The sequence below is a fragment of the Nakamurella endophytica genome (assembly GCF_014646215.1).
GTDB lineage: Bacteria > Actinomycetota > Actinomycetes > Mycobacteriales > Nakamurellaceae > Nakamurella > Nakamurella endophytica.
Window position 1 is genome coordinate 285,829 of the sequence record NZ_BMNA01000002.1, and the last position, 19,035, is coordinate 304,863.

At 72.6% G+C, this 19,035-nt stretch carries 19 protein-coding genes; 8 read left to right on the forward strand and 11 right to left on the reverse strand.

Annotation, left to right across the window (positions count from 1 at the left end):
- Nucleotides 1-77: 77 nt before the first annotated feature.
- Nucleotides 78-584, forward strand: coding sequence for a MarR family winged helix-turn-helix transcriptional regulator (locus IEY37_RS04855; protein ID WP_188940393.1), 507 nt, complete (start codon nucleotides 78-80; stop codon nucleotides 582-584).
- 94 nt (nucleotides 585-678) lie between these two features.
- Here IEY37_RS04855 and IEY37_RS04860 read toward each other — a convergent pair whose 3' ends face one another.
- The 3 genes from IEY37_RS04860 to IEY37_RS04870 all read right to left on the reverse strand — a co-directional run bounded on the left by IEY37_RS04860 (nucleotide 679) and on the right by IEY37_RS04870 (nucleotide 4,389).
- The gene (locus IEY37_RS04860) at nucleotides 679-1,446 is read right to left on the reverse strand and encodes a hypothetical protein (protein ID WP_188940394.1); all 768 of its coding nucleotides are present in this window, start codon (nucleotides 1,444-1,446) and stop codon (nucleotides 679-681) included.
- 221 nt (nucleotides 1,447-1,667) lie between these two features.
- On the reverse strand, nucleotides 1,668-3,440 hold the full coding sequence (locus tag IEY37_RS04865) for a CocE/NonD family hydrolase (protein ID WP_188940395.1): 1,773 nt from the start codon (nucleotides 3,438-3,440) through the stop codon (nucleotides 1,668-1,670).
- A gap of 103 nt (nucleotides 3,441-3,543) precedes the next feature.
- Entirely contained in the window at nucleotides 3,544-4,389 is an 846-nt protein-coding gene (locus IEY37_RS04870) for a helix-turn-helix transcriptional regulator (RefSeq protein WP_188940396.1), read from the reverse strand.
- A 102-nt stretch (nucleotides 4,390-4,491) separates the two neighbouring features.
- Between IEY37_RS04870 and IEY37_RS04875 the strand changes: the two genes are divergently transcribed.
- Nucleotides 4,492-5,262 (forward strand): SDR family oxidoreductase, encoded by a 771-nt coding sequence (locus IEY37_RS04875; protein WP_188940397.1) that lies wholly within the window; start codon nucleotides 4,492-4,494, stop codon nucleotides 5,260-5,262.
- A 66-nt stretch (nucleotides 5,263-5,328) separates the two neighbouring features.
- Here the strand turns inward: IEY37_RS04875 and IEY37_RS04880 are convergent, their stop codons facing one another.
- The 4 genes from IEY37_RS04880 to IEY37_RS04895 form a co-directional block, all read right to left on the reverse strand.
- Nucleotides 5,329-6,144 (reverse strand): class I SAM-dependent methyltransferase, encoded by an 816-nt coding sequence (locus tag IEY37_RS04880; protein WP_188940398.1) that lies wholly within the window; start codon nucleotides 6,142-6,144, stop codon nucleotides 5,329-5,331.
- A 115-nt stretch (nucleotides 6,145-6,259) separates the two neighbouring features.
- A complete protein-coding gene (locus IEY37_RS04885; RefSeq protein WP_188940399.1) occupies nucleotides 6,260-7,345 on the reverse strand; it encodes an alpha/beta fold hydrolase in 1,086 nt (361 codons plus the stop codon).
- An 83-nt stretch (nucleotides 7,346-7,428) separates the two neighbouring features.
- The gene (locus IEY37_RS04890) at nucleotides 7,429-8,577 is read right to left on the reverse strand and encodes a hypothetical protein (protein WP_188940400.1); all 1,149 of its coding nucleotides are present in this window, start codon (nucleotides 8,575-8,577) and stop codon (nucleotides 7,429-7,431) included.
- 179 nt (nucleotides 8,578-8,756) lie between these two features.
- Nucleotides 8,757-9,647, reverse strand: a complete 891-nt coding sequence (locus IEY37_RS04895) for a LysR family transcriptional regulator (protein WP_188940401.1) — start codon at nucleotides 9,645-9,647, stop codon at nucleotides 8,757-8,759.
- Nucleotides 9,648-9,971: 324 nt separating this feature from the next.
- On the opposite strand from IEY37_RS04895, the gene IEY37_RS04900 reads away from it, so the two are divergent.
- From IEY37_RS04900 to IEY37_RS04915, 4 genes are all read left to right on the forward strand, one after another.
- Nucleotides 9,972-10,286 (forward strand): cupin domain-containing protein, encoded by a 315-nt coding sequence (locus IEY37_RS04900; protein ID WP_188940402.1) that lies wholly within the window; start codon nucleotides 9,972-9,974, stop codon nucleotides 10,284-10,286.
- Nucleotides 10,287-10,379: 93 nt separating this feature from the next.
- The gene (locus tag IEY37_RS04905; protein WP_188940403.1) at nucleotides 10,380-10,808 is read left to right on the forward strand and encodes a GNAT family N-acetyltransferase; all 429 of its coding nucleotides are present in this window, start codon (nucleotides 10,380-10,382) and stop codon (nucleotides 10,806-10,808) included.
- Nucleotides 10,809-11,053: 245 nt separating this feature from the next.
- On the forward strand, nucleotides 11,054-11,413 hold the full coding sequence (locus IEY37_RS04910; RefSeq protein ID WP_188940404.1) for a nuclear transport factor 2 family protein: 360 nt from the start codon (nucleotides 11,054-11,056) through the stop codon (nucleotides 11,411-11,413).
- A gap of 126 nt (nucleotides 11,414-11,539) precedes the next feature.
- Nucleotides 11,540-12,169 (forward strand): GNAT family N-acetyltransferase, encoded by a 630-nt coding sequence (locus IEY37_RS04915; protein WP_188940405.1) that lies wholly within the window; start codon nucleotides 11,540-11,542, stop codon nucleotides 12,167-12,169.
- Between the two features lie 644 nt (nucleotides 12,170-12,813).
- Here IEY37_RS04915 and IEY37_RS04920 read toward each other — a convergent pair.
- Entirely contained in the window at nucleotides 12,814-14,550 is a 1,737-nt protein-coding gene (locus tag IEY37_RS04920; RefSeq protein ID WP_188940406.1) for a CocE/NonD family hydrolase, read from the reverse strand.
- Between the two features lie 28 nt (nucleotides 14,551-14,578).
- Between IEY37_RS04920 and IEY37_RS04925 the strand changes: the two genes are divergently transcribed.
- Together IEY37_RS04925 and IEY37_RS04930 are read left to right on the forward strand one after the other, a co-directional pair.
- Complete coding sequence (locus IEY37_RS04925) at nucleotides 14,579-15,268, forward strand: TetR/AcrR family transcriptional regulator (protein WP_188940407.1); 690 nt, start codon at nucleotides 14,579-14,581, stop codon at nucleotides 15,266-15,268.
- A gap of 103 nt (nucleotides 15,269-15,371) precedes the next feature.
- Entirely contained in the window at nucleotides 15,372-15,752 is a 381-nt protein-coding gene (locus IEY37_RS04930; RefSeq protein ID WP_188940408.1) for a hypothetical protein, read from the forward strand.
- Between the two features lie 568 nt (nucleotides 15,753-16,320).
- Here IEY37_RS04930 and IEY37_RS04935 read toward each other — a convergent pair.
- The 3 genes from IEY37_RS04935 to IEY37_RS04945 all read right to left on the reverse strand — a co-directional run.
- On the reverse strand, nucleotides 16,321-17,202 hold the full coding sequence (locus tag IEY37_RS04935) for an SGNH/GDSL hydrolase family protein (RefSeq protein ID WP_188940409.1): 882 nt from the start codon (nucleotides 17,200-17,202) through the stop codon (nucleotides 16,321-16,323).
- A gap of 137 nt (nucleotides 17,203-17,339) precedes the next feature.
- Nucleotides 17,340-18,164: a carbohydrate ABC transporter permease gene (locus tag IEY37_RS04940; protein WP_188940410.1), complete on the reverse strand. Its 825-nt coding sequence runs from the start codon at nucleotides 18,162-18,164 to the stop codon at nucleotides 17,340-17,342.
- Nucleotides 18,161-19,035 (reverse strand): carbohydrate ABC transporter permease (locus tag IEY37_RS04945; RefSeq protein ID WP_188940819.1); only part of this gene is annotated, 875 nt, incomplete at its 5' end. The genes IEY37_RS04940 and IEY37_RS04945, both read right to left, overlap by 4 nt.

Below are 19,035 nucleotides of genomic sequence, written 5' to 3' on the forward strand. Positions count from 1 at the left end.
TGTCGTTGTGCTTCGAACTTGAAGCACTAGGGACGACAGTAGCAGTGCTTCAAATCCGAAGCAAGTAGACTCGGTGCATGTCGGATCCCGCACCCAGGCTCGACCCGGTCCAGCTCGGCGCCTACTTCGCACTGATCGAGGTGGCCGGCCTGCTCCGGCACGCGGTCGAGCAGCAGTTGCGCGAGGCGGGCAATCTCAGTTACGTGCAGTTCCAGTTGCTGGCACGCCTGGGCCTCGACGCACCGGACGGCAGTGCCCGGATGACCGACCTGGCCGACGGCGTCGTCTACAGCCGGAGCGGGCTGACCTATCAGGCCGGGCTACTGGAGGAGGCCGGCCTGGTGGTGCGCGCGCCCGCGGCGGACGACGAACGCGGCGTCACGGTCACCATCACCGACGCCGGTCGCGCGCTGCTCGAGCAGGTGCTGCCGGGCCACATCGAGGTGGTGAACAGCCTCTTGCTGCAACCGCTCTCGCCCAACGACGTCGAGACGCTCGCCCGGTTGCTGACGCCCGTGCGCGACCACATGCGCTCCGCCCCGCCGCGGTCGGCGGCGCCGCGCCGCCGGCGGGGCCGCTCCTGAGATCCCACCTCGGGATGAGCGGACACCCCGAGAACGCCGCCCGCCCCCGGCGTCTCGCCGCTCCCGGGGTGGACGGCCCGCGGCCGTGGGTGGATCACCCGGCTCCGGGTGCCAGCTCCTCCGGGCGGATGCGGTGGTGCACCAGGTCGTCGGCGACCTGGTCGACCGTCCGGTCGGTGACGAAGGCGTGTGCCCGGAGCACGGCCACCGCATCCGACAGGGTCAGCTGGAGCGCGACGGTGAGGATCCCGGCCGCGACGGGAACCTGCGACCGCCAGATCGCGGCCGGTCCGTGCAGCCACATCGGACCGGCGACTCCGACTTCGTGGCCGGTGCCGACACCCTCGCCGGCCGGGTCACCGTTGCGCCGCGGATCGGTGAGTTCCCGGGCCAGCGCAGCGCTGATCCGGCTGGCCACGACCGCAGCTCCGTCCTGCAACGTCGAGGTCAGGTCGCTGTCGGCCGTCAGGTAGCAGTCCACCGCACCGATGGAGACCAGGGGCCACTCCAGCGGCAAGGACAGCACCGCCAGGAACGGCGTGCGCTCGAACAGCAACGACGCGAACACCGGCCACTCGCTGTGCAGCCGGGCCGAGGTCGCAGCCACCGCGGAACCCGCCCGGTGGGCCGAGAGACACGGGCCGGCGCCGGCCGTGAACTGCAGCCGCTCCGCGGCGGCGGAGATGTCGTCGCTGGCACCCACCGGGACCTTCACGTCGGGATCCCCCAGCGCGCTGATCCCGGCCCCCGCGACGGGCAGCACGCGTGCCGTCGCCCACGCCAGCCGGCTGGCCAGCATGGCCGGGTCACCCAGACCCGGCCGCCCGGCCCCCTCCTGCACCGCATCCTCGAAACGCTGCACCAGTGACACCGCACGGTCCCTCCGCGTCCGGCCGCACCGGCCGGGACGACCCGGGGCTCGGCGCGGCGGTGCAGGCTGGCGTTGTCGAACCCGCCGCGCCAGTGTCCACCCCGGCCGGCGCGGAGATCACACCCGGGTCGGTCGGCGGCGCGCCGCGCCGCGCGCCGGTGCCCGACGCCGTCCGGACGGACGGCACCGCCGACGCCGGTCGAGGCCCGGTATCAGCCGCGGTGCAGCACCGGCAGCAGCAGTCGCGAGGACGAACGGACGACGGTGTGACTCGCACCGCCGACCGGGGCGTGGGTGAAGCCCAGGATCGTCGGGCCGTCCTCGCCGCGGTCGTCGTGCGTCAGCACCAGGCGCAGGCGGTGGCCGGCGGCGACCCGGTAGGCGGTCGGGACGATCGGGATGCGGTACGAGACCGGTTCGCCGGCCGGCACCGGAAGTGCCCGGCGGCAGGGCAGCTCCGGTGCGCCGTCGACGCTGCCGGCCTCGTCGACCTCCCGGAGCTCGGCCGACAGCCAGCCGGCGGTGACGGGCACCATGGCTCCGTCCGGTCCGACGTCCTGCAGGACGGCGATGAACGCCAGGTCGCCCCCGCTGGTGGTCGCGTCGAGCCGGAGCTCGACGTCGCCGACCACGTCCAGCGGTTCGATCAGCGTCGGGGTCTGCCAGGACAGCCGGTCCGGCAACGGCGACGGGCCAAGGGTGGCGGGCCGGGCGGACAACTCGTCGGACGGCAGGTGCAGCAGCTCGCGCACCCCGGGGTCGCCCTCGTCCGTCGCCAGCGTGCCGTCGGCCCGCAGGGCCAGGGGGCGGAGCTCGCTGTCCGCGGGCGGCCAGGTGTCGGCCGTGCGCCACTGGTCCGTGCCGACCACCTGGTAGCGGATGGGCGGGCCGTCCAGGATCCCGGTGTCGACGCCCTTGAGCCACTGGTCGTACCAGGCCAGGGCTTCCACGTGCAGGCTCTCCCAGGGCCAGGACAGCCCGCCGGGCGGCAGCAGCGACATCCGGACGTGCGCGTTGTCCCGCAGGGCCTTCCACACCTTGAAGGTGCTCGGCAGGTGCAGCGGCACGTTCTCCAGGTCGCAGCCCAGGTACACCGGGATGTCGATGTCCCGCAGCCGCTCGGTGAGATCGCGCTCGTCCCAGAAGCCGTCGCGGACGCGGTGCTCGACGGTGGCTTCCTGCCAGAGCCGGCCGAACGGCTCGGCCGGTGCCTGCGCGTGGATCAGCCTGCGCAGCACGGCGACCGCTGCTTCGCCGTTCACGTGCGCCATCCGCCGGTGCACCGGCGCGGTGTTCAGGACGTGCCGCACGAGGTCGACCCGGTGCGTCTGCCAGAACTCCCCCGGCCGGTGCGCGAGGACACCCACGGCCGGCAGCCACGCCGAGATGAAGTGGGCGTTGAGCAGGCCGTGGTGCCGGACCGCCTCGTACAGGTCGTGTGTCGTCGCGACCGGGAAGACCGCGGCCAGGTGCGGCGGTCTCTCGACCGCCGCGGCCAGCTGCGCCATCGCGAAGTAGCTGATGCCGAGCATCCCGACGCGGCCGTCGCACCACGGCTGGGCGGCGATCCACTCCACGGTGTCGAACAGGTCCTGGCGTTCCTGCTCGTCCAGCAGGCTCCAGGTGCCCTCGGAGCCGCTGGTGCCGCGGGCGTTGGCGATCACCTGCGCGTACCCGCGGGGCACGAAGAAGTCGGTGGCGCCGGACTCGATGAACCCCAGGGGCGCACCCAGGTCCTGGATCTGGCGCGGGTAGCAGCTGAACGACAACAGCGCCGGGAATCGGCCGTCGCCGTCGGGCCGGTACACGTCGGCGCGCAACCGCGTGCCGTCGCGCAGCGGTACCGGGACGTCGTCGGTGCGTTGCACCGACCACTCCGGCCGGCTGAGCCCCCGGTACTCCCGCCCGGTCGTCTGCAGGCGGTTCAGGTGCCGCTGTCCGGGCTCCGTCCCGGCCACCCGCGTCCGGTGCTGCCTGCTGTGCATGTCCGCTCCCGTCCTGAACCCGTCCGTCGCGACCAGCGTGGACTACGCGGGCTCGGTCCCGACTGCACGAAACCACCAGGGCCTGGCGGAACCGGCTCCCGACCTACGCGCCGGCAAAGCGCTCGGTGCCCAGCACGCTGAGCAGGGCCAGCTTGCCGGCGTCCTCGGTGTGCGGCGCGGCGGTCAGCACCAGCAGGATCTGCGACTCGTCCTCGGTGAACAGAGCCTGGCAATCCACCTCGATGGGACCGAGCTCGGGATGCACCAGGACCTTGTGGTCCTCGAAGCGGCGACCCACCTCCTGGGCTTCCCACAGCCGCACGAACTCCGGGCTGCGGCGGGAGAGCTCGCGGACCAGCTCCCCGGCCGCCGACCGCGGACCCATCGCCCCGTAGGCCGCGCGCAGGGACGCCACCTGGGCGCGGCTCTGCCGATCGCGGTCCTGCTCCGGGTAGAGCCCGCGTTCCCCGTCGGGGTCGACGAACCAGCGGTAGATGCCGCTGCGCATCAGCCCCGTCCACCGGCCGGCGTCCCCGAACAGCGCGCGGGCCGGGACGTTCTGCACCAGGGCCTCGCCGAGTGCGGAGAGGATCATCGCCGGCGTGTCGGTGAGCCGGTCGAGTACCCGCAGCAGCCCGGGCGCGACGTGGCCGGGCCGCCCGGTCCGGTCCGGTGCGCTGTGCCCGGCGACCCGGAACAGGTAGTCGCGCTCCTCGGCCGTCAGCCGGAGCGCCCGGGCCAGCGACGCGAGCATCTGCGTGCTGGGCTGCGGGCCGCGGCGCTGCTCCAGGCGCGTGTAGTAGTCCGTGGACATGGCGGCCAGCTGGGCCACCTCCTCCCGGCGCAGCCCGGCGGCGCGCCGGCGCGGCCCGGCGCCGAGCCCGACGTCGCCGGGTTGCAGTCCGTTCCGGCGGTGCACCAGGAAGTCGGCGAGGGCGTCGCGATCCACCGCTGCAGTGTCCCCTCGCGGCGCCGGCGCCATCCAGGGATCGCCGATCCCCCGACCACGGCGGCCTGGATGGCGTCCGCGCAGGTCGACAGACTCGGCGCCATGCACACCACCGGCAACACCGTCTTCATCCCCGGCGCGACCAGCGGCATCGGCCTCGCGCTCGCCCTCCGCCTGCAGGCGGAGGGCAACACCGTCATCGTCGGCGGGCGGCGCACCGAGCTGCTCGAGCGGATCACCGCCGAGCACCCCGGCATCCACGTCGTGCGGATCGACACCACCGACCCGGACAGCATCCGGACGGCCGCGCAGCAGGTGCTCGCCGAGCACCCGGACCTCGATGTGCTGGTGCCGATGGCGGGCATCATGCGGATCGAGGACTGGACCTCCCCGGACGGCTTCCTGGCGTCGGCCGAGGAGACCGTCAACACCAACCTCCTCGGGCCGATCCGCCTCATCGCCGCCTTCATCGAGCACCTGCGGACCCGCCCGGACGCCACCATCATGACGGTGTCGTCGGGGCTGGCCTTCGCGCCGCTGCGGGTCACGCCGAGCTACAACGCCACCAAGGCCGCCATCCACATGCTCAGCGAGTCCCTGCGCCTGCAGCTGGCCGGTACCGGCGTGCGCGTCGTGGAGCTCGAACCACCGTCGGTCCGCACCGATCTGCTGCCCGGCCAGCGCGACAGCCAGTCCGCGATGCCGCTGCAGGCGTTCGTCGACGAGGTCTTCGACATCATCGCGACGCGACCGGATGTCACCGAGATCCAGGTGGAGAACGTCAAGTTCCTGCGCTACGGCGAGGCCAGGGGCGACTACGACGACGTCGTCGCCACGCTGAACAGCCTGGACCCGCACGGCGCCGCGAGCTGACCACTGCCGGCTCGGTGTCGGCTCGGTGCCGGCGTCCGAGCCGGGCAGCGCGGCAGGGCAGCAGGCTCAGCCGACGCGCGCGGTGAACAGCAGGTACTCCCAGTCCATCGCCCCGTCGGCCCGCTGGTGGCGGCGCGCGAGGTCGACCAGTGCGGTGTCCAGCTCGGCTGTCCGGGCCGGGTCGTCCGCGACCGCGCGGTACGCGGAGATGGTCGGCCCGTAGGTGCGCGCGAAGAAGTCCCGGAACGCGGGGCCGTCGGCGAACCGGCGCACCGGCAGCAGCCGCTTCTCGGCGGACACGTCGGTGACCCGGTCGCCGAACAGGGCCCGCACGTGGACCGGATCGCCCCAGAGCGGGCCCGGGGACGCGCCGGCCGGCGGCGGCGGCAGGAACTGCTTCATCGTCGAGAACAGCTGCCCGATGAAGCCCGTCGGCGTCCAGTTGACCAGCGCGATGGTCCCGCCGGGGCGGGTGACGCGCACCAGCTCGTCCGCCACCGGCTGGTGAAACGGGGCGAACATCACCCCGACACAGGACAGCACGGTGTCGAAGGCGTCGTCGGGGTACGGCAGGCGCTCGGCGTCGGCCTCAGCCCAGTCGACCGGCAGTCCTCGCTCGGTGCTGCGCCGGCGGCCGATGGCGACCAGCTCGGGGCACAGGTCGCTGGCAGTCACCGCGGCGCCCGTGGCGGCCGCCGGCAGGCTGGCGTTCCCGGAGCCGGCGGCGACGTCCAGGACGCGCTGGCCGGCGGCGGCCCCGGCCGCGGCGACGAGAGTGGTCCCCAGCTCCGGGATCACCTCCGTCGCCAAGGCGTCGTAGTCGCCCATCGCCCACATCGCGCGGTGCTTGAGCTTGATCGGATCCAGTGCAGTGGTGGTCATCTCGGTCCTCCCGGGTCGACGTGCGGTGGTGGTACCGACGCTAGGGAGCACAGGCGGCGGGCCGCGTCCGGTCCACCGCGTAACCGCGGGACGGCCGGTGGCGGCCGGCGCGTAGTCAGGCGCCGGTGAGCAGCCGGGCCACGGCCGCGGCGCGCGCCGACCGGCCGTGGACGTCGAGCTTGAGGTAGGCGTTCTGCAGGTGCCGCTCGACGGTGCGCACGCTCAGGGTGAGGGCACGGGCGATGTCGGCGTTGTCCCTGCCTCTTGCGGCGAGGGCGAGGATCTCGCGTTCGCGTTCGGACAGCGCGTCCGCGCCCGGGACCGTCCCGCCCGCGGCGCCGTCGGCGAGCAGGAACCGCCGGACCTCGTCCACGAACACCGGCCAGGCGGGCTCGTCCGCCAGCAGGATGTGGTTGTCGCTCTCCAGCGGGACCAGGCGCGCACCGGCGATCGCACCGGCCAGGTGCAGGCCGTCGCCGAACCCGTTCATCCGGTCGCCGCGGGCGTGCAGCACCAGGGTCGGCACCGACAGCGACGGCAGCAGGTCCGTGGCCGACGTGCGCAGCCGCTGCTCCCGGGCCAGCAGGGCGGTCGTGGCGGACACCGACCGCCGCATGAGGTCGTCCAGCCACGTCTTCTGCTGCTCGGTGGCACCCGGGATCATCTGGCTGGTGAAGACCCGGCGGAACGTGGAGTCCTCCCGCCCCCAGCCGGCCCGGATCAGCTGGCTGAACGCCGCCTCCAGCTCCAGGTCCTCCGGGGTGCTCTCGCGGAGCGGATCCGAGTAGCTGCCGTAGAACAGCAGCCGGGTGACCCGGTCCGGATGGGCGGCGGCGTACGCGATGGCGACGGGACCGCCCTGTGCCATCGCCATCAACGCGAACCGGTCGAACCCGGCGGCGTCGGCGACGGCTCGCAGGTCCCCGAGGCGGGCCTCGAGGCTGTGGTCGGTGACGTCCCAGTCGGAGAGCCCGTGGCCGCGCTCGTCGAAGCGGACGACCGTGGCGAACCGGCCCAGATCCACCAGGAAGTGCCGCCACACCGGGCTCTCCCAGTCGAACTGCAGGTGGCTGAGCCAGCAGGTGGAGATCAGCAGGGGCGGTCCTGAGCCGTGCACCGCCCAGGCGATCCGCACGCCGTCCGGCGCGCGGCAGAAGCGGATCTGCTGCGGCGGGTGCCCGGCCGCGACCGGCGATGCCATCGAGGCACTCTAGCGTCGTCGCCGCCCTGTGGTCAGGGCTTCGGACGGCGGACCGGTCCCGCCGGCACGCGGCCCCGGCGCGTTCAGTCGGCCAGTGCGGGGTCGTACCGGACCGAGGCCACGATGGTCGCCAGCTCCGCCGGCGTCACGGCGGTGCGGTCCGGCGTGCGCACGACGACTGCGGACCGGGGTGCCACCGCCGTCCAGGCCAGGTGGTCCTGCGGGTAGGTCTCGATCTCCAGGCCGGCCCGGTGCTCGACGGTGACCGGCCCGGTGGTGGAGAGCGCGAGCCGGCCCGGATCGGACCCGTGGAGCAGGGCAGCGGTCAGGCATCGGCGCGCACGCGCAGCGGACGGCATGGTGTCCTCGCCACCTGCGGGGCACAGCCGCACGTCCGCCGGGTACAGCGGGGTGGCGGCGGCGGCCAGCGAGTCGGTGACCTGCCGGTCCAACCCCGGCAGGGTCAGCCCGACGGTGACCCGCGCCCGCAGCGCGGTGTCCCGGTCCTCCACCGTCGCCGCGAAGCGCAGCAGTGCGGCCCGGTCCGTCCCGGGGATCCAGGCGTGCACCCACCGGCCGTCGCCGGCGGCCCAGGACACCCACTGCGTCGACCGCACGCCGGCGGACGACGGGGGCGACGCCGAGACCGACAGCGTCGCGGCGCGTCCGGCGACGGTCACCGGGACGTCGTGCACCGTGTCGGCGGCAGTGTCCGGATCTCGGGTGTCCGGATCTCGGGTGTCCGGATCTCGGGTGTCCGGATCTCGGGTGTCCGGATCTCTGTTGTCCGGATCCTCGGTGTCGACATCTCGGGTCCGGGGATCGGTGGTGTCGGGATCGTCGGCGACGGTGCGGGACGTGGTCACGGTGAAACCCTGGTCGCCCAGTCGCATCCACCCGCCGGAGGCGGCGGACGGGGACGGCCCCGCCGGCCCGATCCCCCACGACACCTGCACGAGGTCCTCGGAAGCGGACCACTGCACCGTCGGATCCGACGGGTCCACTCCCCGCGGCCACACCGGTGACCGGGCGTCCGCGGTGGTGACCCGGACCAGACGCGAGCCCTCGGGCAGGTCGGGGCGCGGGCCCGACCGCCAGCCGGCCGCGCCTCCGCCGGTGGCGGACCCCTCGATTCCGCTCGCAGCGCCGCGTGTCGCGGTCGCCGCTGCACCGCCGCGGGCGCCGTACCCGATGCCGAGCAACGCCGCGGCCAGCACCAGGGCGCCCGCCACCGCGCGGCTCGACCGCCGCCCCGTCCGTGCCACAGACCCAGGACGGGACCGTCGCGTGCAGGGTTGCGCGGAACCCGCCGTCGACGGTGCGTCCCCGGGCGGGTGCCCACCGTGCGGTCCCGGCACGCAGCCGGCAAGTGCCGGAGTGCACCGCCACCGGGTGCGACGCCTGCCGATCGTCAGAGGTCGCCGGTCCGCGCCTGGGCCGTGAGCAGCTCGACGAGTCGACTCGCCGCCGGGTTGGCGGCCGATCCGGCCCGGACGGCGAGGGATATCCGACGCACCGGGACCGGGTCCGTCACGGGTATCGCGACCACCGTGACCGGAAGCGCGCCGAGTCCCAGCCGGGGAACCACGGTGATCCCGAGGCCCTGTGCGACGAATTGGATCGCGCTGGCGTAGTCCTGCGTCTCGACCCGGAAGGCGGGAGTGAAGCCGGCCGCCTGGCAGGCGTCGAGCATGAGCTGTCGACACGGACCGTGGGCGACGTCGTTGTCGATCCAGGCCTGGTCGGCGAGGTCGCGGAGGGCGACGTGACGGTGGCCGCCGAACGCGCTGTCGCGTCGGACGACCACGTGGTACGGCTCCTCGACCAACGGCCGGACCCGGTACCCTGGTCGGGATTCCGGCGGTGTCGGGCCCTCGACGAAGATCTCGACATCCGCCTCGTGGGTCTCCGCCCGCTCGACGAGTCGCAGGTCCAACCGCAGGCGGGGGAACTCCCGCACGACGGTGGCGATCGCCGGCGGGATCCAGGTGGCACCGGCGGAGGCGAAGTAGCTGACGGTCAAGGTGCCGGTCCGGCCCGCACGCAGGTCCTCCACGAGCCCGTCGAGCTCGGCGAGGCTCTGGAAGACCCGGCCGGCCTCGTCGGTGAGGCGCCTGGCCGCCGCCGTCGGCGCGATGCCGCGGCCGTTGCGCTCGATCAGCACCAGGCCGGTGGCCCTCTGCAGCGCGCTGATCTGCTGGCTGATCGCCGAGGCGGAGTACCCCAGGCTCGCGGCCGCGCCGTGGATGGAGCCATCGGCGACGACTGCACGGAGCACCCGGAGCCGCTGGAGGTCGAGCACGCCGAGACCATACAGCGCTGCTTACCGATCCGGGACGAATCTTTGATTGTGCGCAGGTGTCCGTCCAGGCATCGTCTCCCTGTGCGCGACGTCCGTCGGCCCCGACAGCGCGTCGGTGTCCGTCCCCCCTCCCCCCGACGCGGTCCTGGGTGCATCCACTCCGGTACGGGGCCCCGGCCGCTCTGCATGGCAGCAGGCGCCGCACGCCCACGTCGACCGCGACGAGCGGGCCCCGGCGGCGCGTGCTCCATCGCCGACGCCGGTCGACACCGTCCGCACCGACCCCCCGCCTCCTGCAGACCACCACCGCGAAAGGACACGCTCGTGCGCTTCCTCGACGCCGCCGCATACACGGCCGACCAGGCCTGGGACGCCCTCGGACTCGCCGAGATCCAGGACGCGACAGTGCGTCTGCACTGGACCGACGAGCCCTACGTCTGGCATGTCAACGACGGAGCCGAGGTCTTCGTCGTGCTGGACGGCGCCGTCGACATGCACCACCGCGGGCCGGCGGGCGAGGTCCTCGTCGAGCACCTGCGCCCCGGCCGCATCTGCATCGCCGGACCCGGTGACGAGCATGTCGCCCATCCGGCACCTGTCGCCCGCGTCCTCGTCGTCGAGCACAAGGGAAGCGTCTGACCCACCGCGCACCCCGTCGCAATCCCCGCGGCTGGAGCCGCTCGGCACGACCCGGACACGGCGAGGCTGTCGATGTCCGCAGAGGAGGACAGTATGGACGTGGTGATCGACGACCTCCCACCGGGCGATGTCCGGTGGGAGCAGGCGCTGCCCGTGCTGCGAGAGCTGCGTCCGCACCTCACGGCGGAGCTGTTCGACCGGATCCTGACCGAGGCGGCGCCGCAAGGGCTGCGCTACATCGCCGCGTTCCAGGACCACCGCTGCCTCGGAGTGGCTGGATGGCGGGTGGTCGCCCAGACGAGCGCCGTGCGCAAGCTGTACGTCGACGACCTTGGCACCACCGGCAGCGCCCGGTCCTCGGGTGTCGGCGGCCGGCTGATGACGGCGCTGCGCCAGCGCGCGCGTGCATTGGGTTGCCAGGTCATCGATCTCGACTCGGGTGTCCAGCGGCACGCTGCGCATCGCTTCTACCTGCGCCACCGCATGGACATCACCTCCTACCACTTCGCCCAGCGGCTCTGACCGGCCTGCGGCGGCGCAGCTGCGGATGCCCGCCGGTGCCCGCGACGGGTCCGTCGTCGAGTCCCCGTCCGTGACCGACCACCCCGTGCCGCGGGAGGGCAGGCGATCCGCACCCGGCCGACCGTGGGGTGCGCACCGTCGGAGGTCATGAGGACTAGGCCGCCGACGGTCTCACTGGTTGACGGACTGCTCGAGAGGGCAGCGGCCAACATGCGTGTCGTCGTGATCGGAGTAGCGTGCGCGAGATGGATCACGGTTTCGCGCAGCGCTTCTCCGAGGACTGGGCCGCTGCCTGGAACTCGCACGATCTCGAGCGCATCCTCGAGCACTACACCGACGACGTCGTCTTCGCCTCGCCGAGGATCGCGCAGTTGATGGGTGAGCCGTCGGGCGAAGTCCGCGGCAAGGACGCCCTCCGGGCGTACTGGGGCAAGGGCCTCGCCCACCTCCCCGACCTCCATTTCACGGTCGAGGACGTCCGCGTCTCGGTCGACACCGTGGTGATCAACTATCGCAACGAGCGGCGGCAACAGGTGGCAGAGGTCCTGACCTTCCGTGACGGCCTCGTCTGCCGCGGTTTCGGTGCCTACGGCCCCGAGGTTTGACATTCGGCCGGGCGCAGGCGGCTCGCCGTCGCTCGACCGCGAGGTGTCCGCAAAGCCGCCGATCCCGGACGTGTCCCCGGCGCCCGGGCATCTCCTGCCGGCGGACCCGACCGGGAAGGAGGCGCGGTGACGCTGCGCGCGGCCAGTCCGGACGACGACGACGCGACGGCACGGCTGCTGGTCCAGCGCTACGAGGTCGAGGTGCCGGGGATGCTGCACGGCCCGCCGGCGTCCCGGTTCGAGCTGGCCCGACGCCTGGTCCGTGCGACCCCGCGGACCGGGCGGACGGTGCTCGAGCTCGACGGCGACGTCGTGGGTATGGGCGCCCTTGCGACGGCCGCGCGGCCGCGGCCGTCGACCCCGGCGCGGGTCCTGCTCCAGGCTCCGGCGGTGCTCGGGCCGTTCGCCGGCCTGCGCACGGTCGTCGGCGCCGTCCGGGGCGCCGTCACCGTCGCGCCGGCGCCCGCGGTCGACCAGGCCATGGTGCATTCGCTCGTCGTCGACCGGAGCCGGCGCGGCGAGGGCCTCGGAGCCGTGCTGCTCGACCGGCTCGAAGACCAGGCACGGTCGGCCGGTCTGGCCTTCGTCGTCCTGCAGGTCGTCGCGTCGAACCGGCACGCGTTGTCGTTCTACCGGTCCCGCGGGTACCGGCACCTGGACGCGCCTCCGCCCTTCGTGTCCCGGCTCCTCGGCTACCGCACCGTGCAGTTGGTCAAGGGCCTGGCGCGCGCTGCGCCGCCGCACCCGGGCGGCTGAGCCGTGGACGGTGCCCGGACCTCGCTCGGTGGCCGGACCACGACCGCCGATTCCCGCCGCCAGCACGGCCCATGAGGCCCCGACAGTGCCGGGGCCGCGTACAGCTCGCTGGCGAAGCCCACCGGGACGCGAAACCTTCGTCGCGGGACCCGGGGCCGCGATTCGCCGCAGCCCGCAAGTGCCCAGCACCCGCGGCTGACGAGTGCGGTCCCTCAGCGTCGATACCGCATGACCCTGGTGCGGATGACGAAGGAACCCACTGAAGACGGGTCGTGCGTCCATGCCTGCCACCGGCGCCCGGACGTCACCGCACCGGACGCTGCCCTGCGTCGATCGGCTGCACGTCGGGTCGGTGCGCCGGCTTGGTCCGACGACTCGACGGTGTGACTGCAACAGCGACTGCAGCGGGGACACCGACGGAACGATCATGGATCGTCGACCTGCTCGATGGGCGTCGCTGACGGTGCATCAGGACAGCGGTGCCGGCGCCCACCGACACCGTCGTGCATGCCGGGAACCACACCGTCGCACGGGGCCGGTCGGCCAGCGGCCGGGCAGCTCCCGGCCGATTCCGATCAGAGTCAGCGTCGGTACAGCGGCCGCCTCGGGGCCGGCACCAGGGCGCCGGCGGTCTGGCCCCACTGTTACACCGAAGGCAGGATGGGGATCTCCAAGGTGCAGTCGGTGGTGGTTCCCAGGTACAGGGTGGCGGTGCCCGCCGCCCGAGTGCGATATCCGGCCGGGAACTGCCCGTGCAGGGGATCGCGGCTGTGGAACCAGCGTCCTCGCACGTCCATGCGCAGCTCCTCGCCGGCCCGGAAGAGGGTCGCTGACGGCAGCAGACCGATCCGCAGGCGCACTCGCTGGCCCTCGGCCAGCGGCTCCGGGTCCGTGTGCGCGTGGAAGGGCAGGTACGGCAGCGACCGCTCCGGATCCACCGCTCGGTGGGACGCGAGCAGCATGCCGTGGGTGACCAGGTCACCGGTGAAGCCGAAGGAACCCTCGAACGGAACCTCGCGGCCGTGCCGGAACTTGCGGATCCCCACCAGGACCGGGAAGTCGCGTGCGCCGGCCACGGACAGGTGCACCGTCGCGACCATCGGTCCGACGACTGCCGTGTCGCGCTCGAACCGGTAGGTGAACGAGGCCGTTCCGCGCCTGGCCGGGAGGGTCACGCACTCGTCCTGCCGACCGGTGAGATCACCGGCCGGCTCCTGCAGGGTGCCGGTCGCCGGGCGATCCCCGGCCCGGCCGACCAGGGTCAGCCATCGCGTCCCGGGTGGCGGCCAACTCGCCACGTGACGCACCTCGGCGATCGTGCCGCGGTCCTCGCGGATCTCCAGTCGCACCGGCGGCTCGTGCTGGATGCCGGTGTCGTGTCCGGCGAGGAAGTGGTCGAAGAACCTGGCCTGGGCCCGGAGGGCGTCGTGCCCGTAGTACACCGCCCACTTCGGGCCGCGGTGCGTGTACAGCCACTTCTCGCTCGAGCCGATGCGCCGGAACCCCTCGAACGAGCCGCGGGAGTGCAGGTTGTGGTCGGAGAAGCTGCCGCAGACCAGCGCCGGCACGTCGATCGCCTCGAGATCACGGTTGCGGGACTCGTACCACTCGTCCGCGGTGGCGCGGGCGTGCGCCTGGGTGACGAGGTCGACGCTGCCGCCGCTGCGGCGCTTGGTGACCGTGCCCCAGACGGTGAGGAAGCCGGTTTCCAGAATCCCGCCCGGGCGGGCGAAGTCGCGGTAGAAGTCGGTGAAACCCTCCCACGGGCAGATGGCCGACAGGTGCGGCGGCCGGGTCGCGGCGCCCGCCCACTGGCTGATCGCCAGGTACGACACACCGGTCATCCCCACCCGACCGGTCGACCATGGTTGCCCGGCGGCCCACTCCACCAGATCGTGGACGTCCCGGCCCTCCTGGTCGGAGAGCACGTCGGGTACCCCGTCCGACGTGCCCCAGCCGCGGAGGTCGGCGTTGACCACGACGTACCCCCGGGCGGTCCAGTACGCGGGGTCGGGGCTCTCCCAGGACGTCCACGCCGAGTGGGTGACAGGAGCACTGCGCATGAGGTGGTACTGCGGCGACGGTCGGTAGCCGCGGCGCGTCGGGTGGTGCACCGGCAGGTCGTCCTTGCCGTAGGGGTGAGCACAGAGCAGCACGGGGTGGCGACCGTCGTCGTCGGGACGGAACACGTTGACACGCAGGACGGTCCCGTCGCGTGCCGACACCGGGACGTTCCAGTCCACGGTGGTACCACCGGGCGGAGGCGTGATCGTGATCCGCGGCCGCACGAGGCGACCGAGAGCGGACAGGGCACGCGACCAGGAGCTGTCGGTGCGGCGCATCGACGCGGCGACTCGCTGTGCCATGCCACTATGACTCATAGTCGGACTGTACAGATACAATCGGGTTGTGGACAGAGTTCCGTCGAACGGATCGCCGGTCCCGCCGCAGTCCCGCCAGCAGCGGGCAGGAGATGCGATCCGGCAACGGTCGCGGCAGCGCCTCGTCCTGGGCGCCGCCGAGGTGTTCGCCGAGTGCGGGTATGCAGGCACCACGGTGAACGCCATCGCCGAGCGTGCCGGGGTGTCGCTGCGCACGCTGTACACGGCCTGGGGTAGCAAGCGTCGCCTCTTGCGGGCTTACGTGGAGCACACGATGACCGGTTCGTCGACAGCCGTCACCGATGGGACGTGGGTGTCGCACCTACAGGACCTCCTGGACGAGGAGGCCAGGACCGATCCGCACGCTCGGATGCGTCAGATCGCGCGCATATTCAGTGATGTCGCCGAGCGCATGGACCTGGCCTGGCGGTTGTCGCGCGACGGTGCTGCGGTCGACCCGGGCGTCCGACAGGACCACGCCGAGCTCGAGCAGCTGCGGCGCCGAAGCCTGGCCGGCCTGCTCGAGGGCATGGACGATGCTGCACTACGGCCCGGTCTCACGGGTGACGGCGCAGTCGACACGCTGCTGGTCATCGCGAGTCCCACCTCCTACGACACACTCGTGCACGCGCGGGGATACTCGCTGGAGCAATTCGAGCGCTGGGTCGGAGACACCCTCGTCGCCGCGATCCTCGTTCCCGGTCCTCCCGGGGCGTAGCTCCGCGGCGCCCGTGCGCGGGGCCGGATCCTGGCAATTGTTCCCAGCTACCGACAGACGTTGCTGCGCAATACCTTCGACGCATGGCGGCTCCGGCTGGCCGATGAAGCAGTCCTCGTCGTCGACCATCACCCGCAGGTCGCGCGCCCACGCCAGCTCCGCCCCGACACCCAGGGCCGAGCCGTTCAACGCCGCGACGAACACGATCCCGCTGTCGTTCATCCGCAACAGCATCTCGTGCAGCTCGTCCAACTCGGTGGCGCCCCACAGCGGCGTGCGCCGGATGGCCGGCCGCAGCGCCGACGACCGACCGATCCCCGCCGCGGTCGCCAACGCGGACGCGCCGACACGCCCCGTCACGGGACTGTCCTCACCGCCCTCCTGCAGCCAGTCGATGGCGGCATGGCTGATGAACCGGTGCGGATGGGTGCCGGTCAGAACGACGCAGCGGATCGAGGGATCGTCGTGGATGCTGTCCAAGTAGGAGAACAGCTCGTCCTGCAACGGAAGTCGGAACTCCGCCAGCGGCCCGGCGCCAGATGGACGACCAGCGTCGACCCGGATCGGTCCACCACGAGGTGGTCGCTGCGGTGCACGGTGCCGGTGGTCGGTGCGGTCATGACGACTCCTGGGGTCCGGAATGTCGGCGCAGGTCGGCGCAGGTCGGCGCAGGTCGGCAGGGCAGGCGGTGGTCCGGCGGTCGACGCCGGGTCGACGGGGTGGCTCGCCGGGCCCGGTCCTGCAGGGCGACCGGCTGCTTCAGCGTCATCGTGGTCCGATGTGTCCCGACCCGGTACTGGCAACTTCATCCAGGTTGCGGCCGGCACCGGTGCAGCGGGGCGCGCCCTGCTCGACGGCACGGCCGCCGGTGACCGAGCACCGCTGCAGCAGACCGGAGTCCGGCCGCGGCGACCGTCTCGAACCGCGCGTGCCCGAGCGTCGGCGCCGCCGCGAGCACCGGTCCGGCGTCGACCGGTTCCAGGACGGCCTCGACGATCCGTCCGTCGAAGGCTGACGAGCCCGAGCCGCCACGCTGTCGACGACCTCCGAGGTCAGGACAGGTGGCCGCCGCCGGCGCGCGCCGTCCTGCTGGGCTGCGTGGCCAGGCCACGCAGGACGGTGCGGAAGATCACCCGCTGCCCCGCGACGCTGGGATGGATGCCGTCGCTCTCCAGCAGGTCGCCGAGCTGCTCCCCCGCCATGGCCGCGTGGACGTCCAACGCGTCCGGATCGACGCGGCGGACCGTGTCGGCGACCTCGGCGATGTCGGCGGCCCGCCACCGTAAGGGCAGCTCCCGGAAGAACCTGTCGATGCGGCCCTGCAGCGCCGCGGGCGGGGTGAGCACCGTCACCTCGGCGCCCAGGTCCGCCCGGACCATGTCCAGCAGCGCGAGGAGATTCCGCCGGGTCTCGTCCGGCGAGATCATGGTGTGATCCGTGCGCCGCCCGTGGGATCGGGCGTCGTTCGTGCCGAGCATCAGCAGCACCCGGGTGGGCCGCGCCGCCTCCAGCAGGTCGAACCGCTCGATCGCGTCCGCCGTGGTACTGCCGCTGAGGGCCAGGTTCTCGGTGGCGACCGGGATGGGTCCGGCCAGCGACAACGCTGCCGACAGCATCTCGAACCAGCCGAGCCGGTCCGCGGTGACCGAGTCGCCGACGGCGACGACGCGGTCGCCGTCGCCCAGGGGCAGGTGCTCGACGAGGCGCCGGGTGCCTGCATCGGTCAGTTCTTCGGCGGCGGCCCGCCGCACGGTCTCCCGCTGCTCGTGGTGGGCGGCGCCGACGTCGGCGGCGGTGCAGCCGAGGCTGTCAGCCAGCAGCCGTGTCTCGGCCGCCGGTAGCACCGGATTGCGCGCCAGGAAGGGCCACTGCCCGGGACGGGTGTAGCGGAGGACCGTCTGCTGGTCGTCGCTCAGGCGCGGCAGTGGACGCACGGGACCTCGTTCCGGGTCGGTGGGAAGGGAGCGGACGCGCCGGCGGGACCGCCCGCGGGACCCGGAGACCGAGGTCCTGCGGCGGGCGGCCCGGAGCGAGGTGCGTGCCGCGGAGCAGGTGCCGGCGGGGCCGGTCGTCAGCCCTTGACGGAGCCCTGCAGCAGGGCCGCGACGAAGCGCCGCTGGAAGATCAGGAACACGACGAGGGTCGGCGTGAGGATGAGCAGCGAACCTGCGCACAGCAGGGGGATGTCGGTCCCCCACTGTCCCTGGAACGCGCCGAGTGCCCCGGCCATCGTCCGCTTGGCGGGGTCGTCGACGAGCACGATGGCCAGCAGGAACTGGTTCCAGGTCCACAGGAACAGCAGGATGGCCAGCGACGAGACGGCCGGCCTGGCCAGCGGGACGTGGATCCGGACGAACAACTGCCAGGTGTTGGCACCGTCGACCTGCGCGGCCTCCGACAGGTCTCCCGGCATCCCGACGAAGTGCGCCCGCATCCACAGCACCGAGAACGGCATGAACAGTCCGATGAGCGGCAGGATGATCGCCCACCGGGTGTTGAGCAGCCCGAAGTCCCGGACCTGGTAGTACAGCGGCGTGATCACGCCCTCGAACGGGAGGGTCAGCCCGAGGACGACGACCAGGTAGACGATCCGGTGCCCGGGCATCCGCAGGTGTCCGAACGCGAAGCCCGCCATCGTGCCCAGCAGCAGCGAGATCGGCACCACCCCGGCCACGATCAGCACGCTCGACCAGAGCAGCTGCCCCATGTTCGCGGCGGTGAAGGCCCGGCCGAAGTTGCCCCACTGCGGGCTGCTCGGCCACGACAGCCCGGACGGGTACGTCCCTGACGGATGCAGGGCGGTGACGAAGAGGGTCACGAACGGCAGCAGCGTCACCACCATCAGCAGGATCAGCAGGACCCGCCCGAGGAGCGACTCCCGTCGGCTGGTGATCACGACTGCTCCCTGGTGAGCCACTGGATGGGCAGGATGACGACCAGCACGAGCACCATGAGCGCCACGGCCAGCGCGGACGCGACGCCGACCTGCCGGTCGGAGAAGGCGAGATAGAAGATCTCCAGGCCGGGCACCATGGTCGAGTTGCCGGGTCCGCCCTGTGTCGAGATGTAGATGATGTCGAAGCTGGCCAGCGCCGAGATCACGGTGACGGTGACGCAGACGCCGATCTCCTGCCGCAGCGCCGGGACGGTGATCGACCGGAACTCCCGCACCGGGCCGGCGCCGTCCATGCGGGCCGACTCGTACAGTGCCGGATCGATCTTGCTCATCCCCGCCAGGAGCAGCAGTGTGCACAGCCCGATCTGCACCCAGGCGCCGATGACACCGACGGCAGGAAGGGCGGTGTCGAAGTCGCCGAGCCAGGCGCGGGTGACTCCGCGCAGGCCGATCGCCGACAGCAGCTGGTTGACCAGGCCGGTCGTGGAGAACAGCCAGGTCCAGGTGATGCCCGCGGCGACCAGCGGGATGACTTGCGGCAGGAACAGCACCGTCCGTGAGACGACCGCCATGCGGCTCTGCGAGATCCGCCGGATCGCGGACGCGACCACCAGTCCCAGGACCACCGGTACCAGCGAGAAGTAGATGATCAGCTCGAAGGCGTGCAGGATCGTCACGTAGAGATCGGGATCACTGAAGATCTTGCCGTAGTTCGACAGACCCACCCAGGTGGACGGGCCGATGCCGTTCCACTTGTAGAGCGAGAACTGGATCGTCAGGAACAGCGGCCGCAGGACGAAGACGGCGTAGAACAGCAGGGCCGGAGCGGCGAACAACCAGCCGTACCAGGCCCGGCGCCCCGGGCGCCGCA

Bases quoted from the DNA above. Each gene is read 5' to 3' on its own strand.
- IEY37_RS04910 (WP_188940404.1), top strand. From the start codon at position 11,054: ATGGATCACGGTTTCGCGCAGCGCTTCTCCGAGGACTGGGCCGCTGCC.
- IEY37_RS04875 (WP_188940397.1), top strand. From the start codon at position 4,492: ATGCACACCACCGGCAACACCGTCTTCATCCCCGGCGCGACCAGCGGC.
- IEY37_RS04855 (WP_188940393.1), top strand. From the start codon at position 78: ATGTCGGATCCCGCACCCAGGCTCGACCCGGTCCAGCTCGGCGCCTAC.
- IEY37_RS04930 (WP_188940408.1), top strand. From the start codon at position 15,372: ATGAAGCAGTCCTCGTCGTCGACCATCACCCGCAGGTCGCGCGCCCAC.
- IEY37_RS04905 (WP_188940403.1), top strand. From the start codon at position 10,380: ATGGACGTGGTGATCGACGACCTCCCACCGGGCGATGTCCGGTGGGAG.
- IEY37_RS04885 (WP_188940399.1), bottom strand. From the start codon at position 7,345: ATGGCATCGCCGGTCGCGGCCGGGCACCCGCCGCAGCAGATCCGCTTC.
- IEY37_RS04880 (WP_188940398.1), bottom strand. From the start codon at position 6,144: ATGACCACCACTGCACTGGATCCGATCAAGCTCAAGCACCGCGCGATG.
- IEY37_RS04920 (WP_188940406.1), bottom strand. From the start codon at position 14,550: ATGAGTCATAGTGGCATGGCACAGCGAGTCGCCGCGTCGATGCGCCGC.
- IEY37_RS04865 (WP_188940395.1), bottom strand. From the start codon at position 3,440: ATGCACAGCAGGCAGCACCGGACGCGGGTGGCCGGGACGGAGCCCGGA.